Origin of the sequence: Streptomyces sp. W16 (assembly GCF_033194735.1) — a bacterium.
Lineage (GTDB): Bacteria > Actinomycetota > Actinomycetes > Streptomycetales > Streptomycetaceae > Streptomyces.
Window position 1 is genome coordinate 1 of record NZ_JAWOAI010000368.1, and the last position, 10,164, is coordinate 10,164.

Annotated in this window: 9 protein-coding genes and 1 pseudogene; 2 read left to right on the top strand and 8 right to left on the bottom strand. The window is 70.3% G+C overall.

Going from position 1 to position 10,164, the window contains the following annotated elements; all coding sequences use genetic code 11:
• Both R6V09_RS35940 and R6V09_RS35945 read right to left on the bottom strand, forming a co-directional pair.
• A pseudogene (locus tag R6V09_RS35940) lies at positions 1 to 287 on the bottom strand (cytochrome P450); the annotation flags it as partial.
• 87 nt (positions 288 to 374) lie between these two features.
• Entirely contained in the window at positions 375 to 1,388 is a 1,014-nt protein-coding gene (locus tag R6V09_RS35945) for a DUF2278 family protein (RefSeq protein WP_317885658.1), read from the bottom strand.
• Between the two features lie 113 nt (positions 1,389 to 1,501).
• On the opposite strand from R6V09_RS35945, the gene R6V09_RS35950 reads away from it, so the two are divergent.
• The gene (locus tag R6V09_RS35950) at positions 1,502 to 1,942 is read left to right on the top strand and encodes an SRPBCC family protein (protein WP_317885659.1); all 441 of its coding nucleotides are present in this window, start codon (positions 1,502 to 1,504) and stop codon (positions 1,940 to 1,942) included.
• 31 nt (positions 1,943 to 1,973) lie between these two features.
• On the opposite strand, the gene R6V09_RS35955 is transcribed toward R6V09_RS35950, so the two are convergent.
• From R6V09_RS35955 to R6V09_RS35980, 6 genes are all read right to left on the bottom strand, one after another.
• Positions 1,974 to 2,615: a LysE family translocator gene (locus R6V09_RS35955; RefSeq protein WP_317885660.1), complete on the bottom strand. Its 642-nt coding sequence runs from the start codon at positions 2,613 to 2,615 to the stop codon at positions 1,974 to 1,976.
• Between the two features lie 52 nt (positions 2,616 to 2,667).
• Positions 2,668 to 3,831: an XdhC family protein gene (locus R6V09_RS35960; protein ID WP_317885661.1), complete on the bottom strand. Its 1,164-nt coding sequence runs from the start codon at positions 3,829 to 3,831 to the stop codon at positions 2,668 to 2,670.
• A 46-nt stretch (positions 3,832 to 3,877) separates the two neighbouring features.
• Entirely contained in the window at positions 3,878 to 5,338 is a 1,461-nt protein-coding gene (locus R6V09_RS35965) for an NCS2 family permease (protein WP_317885662.1), read from the bottom strand.
• Between the two features lie 115 nt (positions 5,339 to 5,453).
• A complete protein-coding gene (locus R6V09_RS35970; protein WP_317885663.1) occupies positions 5,454 to 7,850 on the bottom strand; it encodes a xanthine dehydrogenase family protein molybdopterin-binding subunit in 2,397 nt (798 codons plus the stop codon).
• Position 7,851: 1 nt separating this feature from the next.
• On the bottom strand, positions 7,852 to 8,445 hold the full coding sequence (locus tag R6V09_RS35975) for a (2Fe-2S)-binding protein (protein ID WP_317885664.1): 594 nt from the start codon (positions 8,443 to 8,445) through the stop codon (positions 7,852 to 7,854).
• Entirely contained in the window at positions 8,445 to 9,335 is an 891-nt protein-coding gene (locus R6V09_RS35980) for an FAD binding domain-containing protein (RefSeq protein ID WP_317885665.1), read from the bottom strand. Before R6V09_RS35980 ends, R6V09_RS35975 begins: the two co-directional genes overlap by 1 nt.
• Positions 9,336 to 9,646: 311 nt before the next feature.
• On the opposite strand from R6V09_RS35980, the gene R6V09_RS35985 reads away from it, so the two are divergent.
• Positions 9,647 to 10,164: PucR family transcriptional regulator ligand-binding domain-containing protein (locus R6V09_RS35985; protein WP_317885666.1), on the top strand; the 518-nt coding region annotated here is incomplete at its 3' end.

The window sequence follows — 10,164 nt, forward strand, 5'->3', positions numbered from 1 at the left end:
CGCTGGTGCTCCGCGCCGTCCGCGCTGACGACCACCGGCTGCCCACCGAAGCCGCCGCCGAGGACGGCGAGCGCGGCGGGCGACGGCAGCACGTCGGGCCGGAGAGCGACCGCCGAGGAGAAGTCCTCGGGGCGGCGCAGGACTTCACGGACGTCGGCGTCCCGGGCGATGAGCCAGGCGTCGAGTTCGGTGAGGTGGGTGAGGCCCTCGGTCTGCCGGGCCCGGGTGTAGTGCGGGTACGGGTCGCGCTGCAACTCGTCGAGTCTGGCGTGCAGTTCGCGGTCCACGGGACACCCTCCGGCCGGTGGTGCGGTGCGGGTCGGGCTCATGGTGCCGTACCCGCACGCGGTACGGAAGGGAGGTTCCGGGCAGCGTCAGAACACCACGGTCCAGCCCTCCCGCGCGGCCTGGTCGGCGGTGTACGAAACGCCGTGCACCTTCAGGCCGTTGGCATCGAGGAGGGTGATCTCGCCGCCCTGGTTGCCGAGTTGGACGCCGTCCGTGAGCGGGACGAGGAGCGGGGCGCCCGCGGCGAGGGGGCCGGGTGCCGGTACCGCGCAGGAGTTGCCCAGCCGGTCCCGGACGTGCCAGCCGGTCAGGTCGACGGGGTCGGGTGAGGCGTTGAGGAGGGTGACGCTCTCCGGCTCGGGTGCCGGGCCACGGGGGTTGACCAGGGCCGCCACGACCCGGACGGGCTGCCCGCCGGGCTCGTTGCGCGAACCGTCGGTGCCCTCCAGGGTGTGGCCGGTGGTGTCGTCCGTGTGCCAGGACTGGCTCTGGAAGGCGAGGAAGATGCCGACCCAGCGCGACTGCGCCGGGAAGTGGATCAGGATGCCGCCGTCCTGCCAGACCCCGTCGTCGCCGCTGAAGCGGCGGCTGTTGCCCTGGTTCATATGGATGTCGTGGACGCCGTTGCCCGGCAGGAAGCCGAACACCTTGTCCTTGACGGTCGGTTCGGGGCCGAAGCGCTCGCCGAAGACGTACAGGCGGGCGTCCGGGTCGTCGACCGCGCGTCGTACGTAGTGGTCGAGGAGGTCGGCGAGGTCGTTGTCGGGGCCGCTCGCGTCCGGCGGGAGGGTGCGCAGTTGCGCCGGGTCGAAGAGGTTGCCGCGCACGAAGTCGAGGTTCGGGCCGCCGGGTCCGGGCAGCAGGGTGTTCCAGCCGCTCGGCAGGGACTCCAGGCGGGCCGTGACCGGGTGCTGGAAGTCCTCACTGACGAGGTAGAGCAGCTCGGAGGGCTTCTCCGAGGACAGGACGTTGACGGCGGCCCGGAAGTGCGTGCCCGAGTCGTCCGTGAGGTGGATCTGATAGTGCGGTGTACCGGCTGCGCCCTCGCGCCGGGTGTCCACCGCCCGCGTGATCAGTACGCCGTAGGCTTTCAGTGGCATGACGACCGACTCCCCCTGTGGTGTACGTCTGCGTGCCTATGAACCGATGGGCCAAGGATGTGAGCCCTCGCTGAAAGTACCGCCGACCAAGAAGCGTTCTCTACGATCCCTACATGGTCAACTTCCGTCTCGAACGCACGGCACCGCTCCCCCTTGAGGAGGCGTGGCGCCGGTTGACGGAGTGGCCGCGCCACGCCGAGGTGGTCCCGCTGACCCGGGTCACCGTGGTCACTCCGCCGCCGACCGGTGAGGGCACGGTGTTCGTGGCCCGCTCCGGGCTCGGCCCGCTCGCCTTCGACGACCGGATGGTGGTCACCGTGTGGCGACCGCCGGCGGACGACGAACCGGGTCTCGTGCGGTTGGAGAAGCGGGGGCGGGTGGTGCTGGGCTGGGCGGAGATCGAGGTGCGGCCGGGGCCGGGGGGCCGTAGCCGCGTGGTCTGGCAGGAGGAGCTGCGGGTGCGGTTCCTGCCGCGGCTCTTCGACGGGCCGCTGCGGTGGGCGGCGCGGTCGATGTTCGGGCGGGCCGTGAACGGGCTGCTGAGACTGCCGTAGCGAAGTCCTTGTCGGGTCGGTGCCTGCGACGTCAGTCCGTGCGGCCGGTCACCGCCACCGTCACGCCCAGGCCGATCATCGTGAGGCCGCCCGCGCCGCCGACCGCGGAGAGGCGGCGTGGGGAGCGGGCGAACCAGTCGCGCGCGGTGGCGGCGACCAGGCCCCACAGGCTGTCGGAGAGCACGGCGATGAGGTTGAAGACGAGGCCGAGCAGCAGCATCTGCGTTGTCACATGGCCCTGTTCGCGGTCCACGAACTGGGGCAGTACGGCGGCGAAGAACACGATCGTCTTGGGGTTGGCGATCCCGACGGCGAAGCCCTCCCAGAGGGTGCGCAGGCCGCTGTGCGGGGGCGCCTCCTCGCCGGTGAACGCGGCCTGCAGCGAACCGCGTTGACGCCACGCCTTCACCCCGAGGTAGACGAGGTAGGCGGCGCCGGCGAGCTTGAGTGCCGTGAAGACGAGTATCGAGCGTTCCACCAGCGTGCCGACGCCGAGGGCGACCGCCACGACGAGGAGGTAGGCGCCGAGCGTGTTGCCCAGCACGGTGGTCAGCGCGGCCCGGCGGCCGTGGGCCAGTGCCCGTCCGATCACGAACAGGACGCTGGGGCCGGGGACGATGATCAGCAGGAAGGACAGGGCCGCGAAGGCGAGCAGTCGGTCGGTGGACACCATGGGCCCATGGAAGGCGGGGGCACACCGGGCTCGCAACCCATTTCCCCGCCTCTCAGGCCACCGAACCGATCCGCCGGGCGGGCAGCGAGCTCGCGTCGTGGTGGATCGGGGTGTGCGCGCCGGTCAGTGAGACGCCGTTGCCGCCACGCCTGTTGGCGACGATCTCGGAGGCGATCGACAGGGCCGTCTCCTCCGGTGTCCGGGCGCCGAGGTCGAGGCCGATCGGGGACCTCAGCCGCGCCAACTCCATTTCCGTGACGCCGACTTCACGCAGCCGCTCGTTGCGGTCGAGGTGGGTGCGGCGGGAGCCCATCGCGCCGACGTACGCCACCGGAAGGCGGAGCGCGAGCTGGAGCAGTGGTACGTCGAACTTGGCGTCGTGGGTCAGGACGCACAGGACCGTGCGGGCGTCGACGTCCGTGCGCTCCAGGTATTTGTGGGGCCACTCGACGACGATCTCGTCGGCGTCGGGGAAACGGGCCCTGGTGGCGAAGACGGGGCGGGCGTCGCACACCGTCACGTGGTAGTTCAGGAATTTGCCGATGCGGACCAGCGCGGAGGCGAAGTCGATCGCGCCGAACACGATCATCCGCGGTGGCGGGACCGAGGACTCGACCAGGACCGTGAGCGGGGCCCCGCAGCGGGAGCCCTGCTCGCCGATCTCGACGATGCCGGTGCGGCCGGCGTCCAGCTGGGCAGCGGCCTCGGCGGCGACCGTGCGGTCCAGTTCGGGGTGGGCGCCGAAGCCGCCGTCGTAGTCGTAGGGGTACGAGCCGTCGGGGCGTACCGCGAGGGCGCGGCCGAGGAGTTCCGCCGGGCCGGAGACGATCCGGGCCAGCGCCGTCGCCGCACCGTTCGCGGCGGCGGACAGCGCGGTGGAGACCGCGGTACGGGCCGGGTCGCCGACCCGTACCGGTGTGATGAGGATGTCGATGACTCCGCCGCAGGTCAGGCCCACGGCGAAGGCGTCCTCGTCGCTGTAGCCGAAGCGCTCCAGGACGGTTTCGCCGTCCGTGAGGGCCTGTTGGCACAGTTCGTAGACCGCGCCTTCCACGCAGCCCCCGGAGACCGAGCCGATCGCCGTGCCGTCGGTGTCCACCGCGAGGGCGGCGCCGGGTCGGCGGGGTGCGCTGCCGCTGACGGCCACCACGGTGGCGACGGCGAAGTCGCGGCCCTGCTCGACCCACCGGTGCAGCTCTTCGGCGATGTCCAGCATCTCGGTCTCCTGACGGGGTTGTGGGGAAGGGGAGTTGGGGCAGCGGCTAGTGCACGCCGAGCCAGCCTTCGATCGGGTGGAGGGCGAAGTACACCAGGAAGATGACCGTCAGGCCCCACATGAAGGCGCCGATCTCGCGTGCCTTGCCCTGGGCGGTCTTGATGGCGACGTACGAGATGACTCCCGCGGAGACGCCCGCCGTGATGCTGTACGTGAAGGGCATCACGACGACGGTGAGGAAGACCGGGATCGCGGTGGCGCGGTCGGCCCAGTCCACGTGCCGGGCGTTCATCAGCATCATCGAGCCGATGACGACCAGGGCGGCGGACGCGACCTCCTGCGGGACGATCGCGGTGAGCGGGGTGAAGAAGAGACAGGCTGCGAAGAACAGTCCGGTGACGACCGAGGCGAGGCCCGTTCGGGCGCCCTCGCCGACTCCCGTCGCCGACTCGATGAAGACCGTCTGGCCGGAGCCGCCCGCCACGCCGCCGATCGCGCCGCCGGCGCCGTCGATGAACAGCGCCTTCGACAGGCCCGGCATCCGGCCCTTGGCGTCGGCGAGCTTGGCCTCCGTGCCGACGCCGATGATGGTGGCCATCGCGTCGAAGAAGCCGGCCAGCACGAGCGTGAACACGATCATGCCGACCGTCATCGCGCCCACCTTGCCCCAACCGCCGAACTCCACATGGCCGAAGAGCGAGAAGTCTGGCATGGACACCGCGCTGCCGTGCAGTTCGGGGGCGGCGCCGCTCGCCCACTGCTTGGGGTCGATGACCCCGGCGGTGTTCAGGATCGCGGCGACGACCGTGCCGGTGATGATGCCGATGAGGATGGCGCCGGGCAGGTTGCGGGCCTGGAGCATGAAGATCAGGAGCAGGGTGCCGGCGAACAACAGGACGGGCCAGCCCGCGAGTTCGCCCGCCGGACCGAGGGTGACCGGGGTCGCCCTGCCCTGGTGCACGAAGCCCGACTTGTAGAAGCCGATGAGCGCGATGAACAGGCCGATGCCCATCGTGATGCCGTGTTTCAGCGCGAGCGGAATCGCGTTCATGATCATCTCGCGCAGGCCGGTGACGACGAGCAGCATGATGACGACGCCGTACATCACGCACATGCCCATCGCCTGCGGCCAGGTCATCTGCGGGGCGACCTGCGAGGAGAGCACCCCGGAGACGGAGAGCCCGGCGGCGAGGGCCAGCGGCACCTTGCCGACGAAGCCCATCAGGAGTGTGGTGAGAGCCGCCGCGAACGCGGTCGCGGTGATCAGGCCCTTCTGGCCGAGCGTGTCCCCCGCCACGTCCTTGCCGGACAGGATCAGGGGGTTGAGCAGCAGGATGTACGCCATCGCCATGAAGGTGGTGACTCCGCCGCGCACCTCGCGCGCGACGGTCGATCCCCGCCGGGAAATGTGGAAGTAACGGTCGAGCCAGGACCGGCCGGCCGGGACGCGGGTTCCTTCACCCGCGTCTTCGGCGGCGGTCCTGGGTTCCACTGACTGCTGGGTCATGGGGCCATCTCCCAAGGTTCACAGGGGCACTCGCGAGCCGCCATCGGCGGTGCGCGGGATTTGGGATGGACGACCCGGGGGACGGCCCGAGACGAACAACTGGGGACCCGGAGGGTCACGTACCGGTGAGGTGCTCCGGGCGTACCGGTGTCCTGTTCAGTTCCAGCCCGGTCGCGTTCCGAATCGCCGCGAGCACGGCGGGAGTTGACGACAGGGTGGGGGCCTCGCCGATGCCGCGCAGCCCGTACGGGGCGTGCTCGTCGGCGAGTTCGAGCACATCGACCGGAATGGTCGGGGTGTCGAGGATGGTGGGGATCAGGTAGTCCGTGAAGGAGGGGTTCCTGACCTTGGCGGTCTTGGGGTCGACGATGATCTCCTCCATGACCGCCACGCCGAGACCCTGGGTCGTACCTCCCTGGATCTGGCCGATGACGGACAGCGGGTTGAGCGCCTTGCCGACGTCCTGCGCGCAGGCCAGCTCGATCACCTTCACCAGGCCGAGTTCGGTGTCGACCTCGACGACCGCGCGGTGCGCGGCGAAGGTGTACTGGACGTGCCCGAAGCCCTGTCCGGTACGGAGGTCGAAGGCCTCGGTGGGGCGGTGCCGCCACTCGGCCTCGATCTCTACGGCCTCACCTTCGAGGACGTCGACCAGATCGGCCAGCACCTCACCGCCGTCGGTGACCACCTTGCCGCCCTCCAGGAGGAGTTCGGCGGTGGCCCAGGCCGGATGGTAGGTGCCGAGCTTGCGACGGCCCATCTCCAGGACCTTCTCGCGGACCAGCTCGCAGGAGTTCTTTACGGCACCACCAGTGACGTACGTCTGACGCGACGCCGACGTCGAACCCGCCGAACCCACCTGCGTGTCCGCCGGGTTGATCGTCACCTGGGTGACGCCCAGCTCGGTGCGGGCGATCTGCGCGTGGACGGTGACTCCGCCCTGGCCGACCTCCGCCATCGCGGTGTGCACGGTGGCCACCGCCTCGCCGCCGACAACCTCCATACGGACCTTGGCCGTTGAGTAGTCGTCGAAGCCCTCGGAGAAGCCGACGTTCTTGATGCCGACCGCGTAGCCGACTCCTCGTACGACGCCTTCGCCGTGCGTGGTGTTGGACAGGCCGCCCGGCAACTGCCGTACGTCGGCGGCCTCTCCGGCCGCGAGCCACTGCTGCTCCGGCGGCATGGGCATCGCCTTGACGCGGCGCAGGAGTTCGGCGACCGGCGCCGGTGAGTCGACCGGCTGCCCGGTCGGCATGATCGTCCCCTGCTCCATCGCGTTGAGCTGGCGGAACGCGACCCGGTCCATGCCCACCTTGTCGGCGAGCTTGTCCATCTGGGCCTCGTAGGCGAAGCACGCCTGGACCGCGCCGAAGCCGCGCATCGCGCCGCAGGGCGGGTTGTTGGTGTAGAGCGCGATGGCCTCGATGTCGACGTTGTCGATGACGTAGGGGCCGGCGCCGAGCGAGGACGCGTTTCCTACGACCGCCGGGGAGGCCGACGCGTAGGCGCCGCCGTCCAGGACGATGCGGGCCTTGAGGTGGGTGAGCTTGCCGTCCTTCGTGGCGCCGTGCTCGTAGTAGAGCTTGGCGGGGTGGCGGTGGACGTGGCCGAAGAAGGACTCGAAGCGGTTGTAGACGATCTTCACGGGTTTGCCGGTGCGCAGGGCCAGCAGGCAGGCGTGGATCTGCATCGACAGGTCCTCGCGACCGCCGAACGCGCCGCCGACACCGGACAGCGTCATCCGGACCTTGTCCTCGGGCAGGCCGAGCACGGGCGCGATCTGGCGCAGGTCGGAGTGCAGCCACTGGGTGGCGATGTAGAGGTCGACACCGCCGTCCTCGGCCGGGACCGCGAGACCGGACTCGGGGCCGAGGAACGCCTGGTCCTGCATGCCGAAGGTGTACTCGCCCTCGACGATGAAGTCGGCGCGGTCGCGGGCGGCTGCCACGTCTCCGCGCACGATCGGCTGGCGGTGCACGATGTTCGGGTGCGGGACATGTCCGATGTGGTGGTCGTCGCGGCCCTCGTGGATGAGGATCGCGTCCGGCGCGGTCGCGGACAACTCGTCGGTGATGACCGGGAGTTCGCGGTACTCGACCTTGATCTTCGCGGCTGCGCGGCGCGCGGTCTCCGGGTGGTCGGCGGCGACGATCGCGACGGGCTCGCCGTGGTGGCGGACCTTGCCGTGCGCGAGGACCGGGGTGTCCTGGATCTCCAGGCCGTAGTTCTTCACGTCGGTCGGGAGATCGTCGTAGGTCATGACGGCGTAGACGCCCGGGGTCTTCAGCGCCTCGACGGTGTCGATGGAGACGATCTCGGCGTGGGCGACCGTGGAGCGCAGGATCTGGCCCCAGAGCATGTCCTCGTGCCACATGTCGGAGGAGTACGCGAACTCGCCGGTGACCTTGAGGGTGCCGTCCGGGCGGAGCGTGGACTCGCCGATGCCGCCCCTGGTCTTCGAACCCTGGGTGACCTTGGTGGGAGTGCCGATGGGGGTGCCTTTGGCAGACATGTCAGACCGCCTCTCCCTGCCGGGCTGCCGCCAGGCGGACCGCGTCCATGATCTTCTCGTAGCCGGTGCAGCGGCACAGGTTGCCCGAGAGCGCCTCGCGGATGTCCGCGTCGGTCGGGTTCGGGTTGTGCTCCAGCATCTCGTCGGCGGCGACGAGGAGACCGGGGGTGCAGAAGCCGCACTGGACGGCGCCGGCGTCGATGAACGCCTGCTGGATGGGGGCGAGTTCGGTGCCCTCGCCGGTCTGGGAGTCGAGGGGCTTGGCCTGCCGGGCGGGGACCCCTTCCGAAAAAAGTGTGTCACTTTTCGCGGAAGTGTCATACTTTTCTGGACCACACCCCCTCTGCCGCGCGTACTCCGCGAGCCCCTCGACCGTGACGACCTCGCGGCCCTCGACCTGACCGGCGGCGACGAGACACGAACACACCGGAACGCCGTCCAGCCGGACGGTGCAGGAACCGCACTCCCCCTGCTCGCACGCGTTCTTGGAGCCGGGCAGCCCCATCCGCTCACGCAGGACGTACAAGAGGCTCTCGCCCTCCCACACGTCGTCCGCTTCCTGCGGGCGGCCGTTGACCGTGAAATTGACGCGCATCAGGCGACTCCCTCCGTGCGGGCGGCGCTGCCGCGGTACGACTCCCAGGTCCAGGTCAGGGTGCGGCGGGCCATGATGCCGACCGCGTGGCGGCGGTAGCTCGCGGTGCCCCGGACGTCGTCGATCGGGTTGCAGGCGGCGGCGCACAGGTCCGCGAACTGCTTGGCGACCGACGGAGTGATGATCCGGCCGTTGTCCCAGAAGCCGCCCTCGTCGAGCGCCGCGTTCAGGAATTCCTCGGCGGCCTTCGCCCGGACGGGGGTCGGCGCGGCCGATCCGATGCCGGTGCGGACCGTGCGGGTGGACGGATGCAGGGCGAGTCCGAAGGCGCAGACCGCGATGACCATCGCGTTGCGGGTGCCGACCTTCGAGTACTGCTGCGGGCCGTCCGCCTTCTTGATGTGGACGGCCCTGATCAGCTCGTCGGGCGCGAGCGCGTTGCGCTTCACGCCGGTGTAGAACTCGTCGATCGGGATGAGCCGGGTACCTCGCACCGACTCGGCCTCGACCTCGGCGCCGGCCGCGAGCAGCGCGGGGTGGGCGTCGCCGGCCGGGGAGGCCGTGCCGAGGTTGCCGCCGACGCCGCCGCGGTTGCGGATCTGCGGGGAGGCGACCGTGTGCGAGGCGAGGGAGAGACCCGGCAGTTCGCCGCGCAGGTGCTCCATGATCCGGGTGTACGGGACCGAGGCCCCGAGCCGCACGCTGTCCGCGCCGACCTCCCACTCGTAGAGATCGCCAATGCGGTTCAGGTCGAGCAGGTACTCGGGCCGGCGGTGGTCGAAGTTGATCTCGACCATCACATCGGTGCCGCCCGCGATGGGCACAGCGGTGGGGTGCTCGGCCTTCGCGGCGAGCGCCTCCTCCCAGCTGGCGGGGCGAAGGAAGTCCATGACCGGCTCTCTTCTTCGTCTCGTGGGTCGTACGGATCAAGCCAGTTCGTGTGCGGCGGGCCCGGCTCGTTCATGCGCTGTTAATGCAGCGTGAGGTCAGTACACAGGGCCGTGCTCCCCGGGGTCAGTCACGGAAACCATGAAGGAGTTGGCTGGCCAGCGCGGGCATCTTGTAGATTCGTATGAACGGGGGTCATCAGTAACCCCTCCGATTCCCTGTGGAAACGTGGGAAACAGCCCCGCACGGCCCCGCACCCACAGCACCTCACGGTTCATCGTAGTTTTCTAGACAAAGAACGGCGGCGACGGCGATGCGGCTGCGCGCACTTCTGGACACCGATGCGCTGGGGCTGCGGCTGCTCGGCGGGGCGGACGAGCTGGACCGCACGGTACGCGGGGTGATGACCACCGACCTGCGCGACCCCAGCCGCTACCTCTCGGGCGGCGAACTGGTCCTGACCGGTCTGGCCTGGCGCCGGAGCGCGTCCGACACCGAGCCGTTCGTACGGCACCTGGTGTCCGCCGGGGTGGCCGCGCTGGCCGCCGGCGAGGCAGAGCTCGGCGACGGCGACATCCCGGACGACCTCGTGGCCGCCTGCGCCAAGCACCGGCTGCCGCTGTTCGCGGTCAACGAGTCGGTGGCGTTCGCGACGATCACCGAGCATGTCGTACGGCAGGTGTCCGGCGAGCGGGCCGGTGATCTGGCGGCCGTGGTGGACCGGCACCGCCGGATGATGACCTCGGGCCCGGCGGGCGGCGGCCCGGACGTGGTCCTGGACCTGCTGGGCTCCGACCTCGATCTGCGGGCGTGGGTGCTGTCGCCGACCGG

Excerpts from the sequence above, each read along its gene's own strand:
- R6V09_RS35950 (WP_317885659.1), top strand. The coding sequence starts at position 1,502 with ATGGTCAACTTCCGTCTCGAACGCACGGCACCGCTCCCCCTTGAGGAG.
- R6V09_RS35980 (WP_317885665.1), bottom strand. The coding sequence starts at position 9,335 with ATGGACTTCCTTCGCCCCGCCAGCTGGGAGGAGGCGCTCGCCGCGAAG.
- R6V09_RS35960 (WP_317885661.1), bottom strand. The coding sequence starts at position 3,831 with ATGCTGGACATCGCCGAAGAGCTGCACCGGTGGGTCGAGCAGGGCCGC.
- R6V09_RS35955 (WP_317885660.1), bottom strand. The coding sequence starts at position 2,615 with ATGGTGTCCACCGACCGACTGCTCGCCTTCGCGGCCCTGTCCTTCCTG.
- R6V09_RS35970 (WP_317885663.1), bottom strand. The coding sequence starts at position 7,850 with ATGTCTGCCAAAGGCACCCCCATCGGCACTCCCACCAAGGTCACCCAG.
- R6V09_RS35965 (WP_317885662.1), bottom strand. The coding sequence starts at position 5,338 with ATGACCCAGCAGTCAGTGGAACCCAGGACCGCCGCCGAAGACGCGGGT.
- R6V09_RS35945 (WP_317885658.1), bottom strand. The coding sequence starts at position 1,388 with ATGCCACTGAAAGCCTACGGCGTACTGATCACGCGGGCGGTGGACACC.
- R6V09_RS35975 (WP_317885664.1), bottom strand. The coding sequence starts at position 8,445 with ATGCGCGTCAATTTCACGGTCAACGGCCGCCCGCAGGAAGCGGACGAC.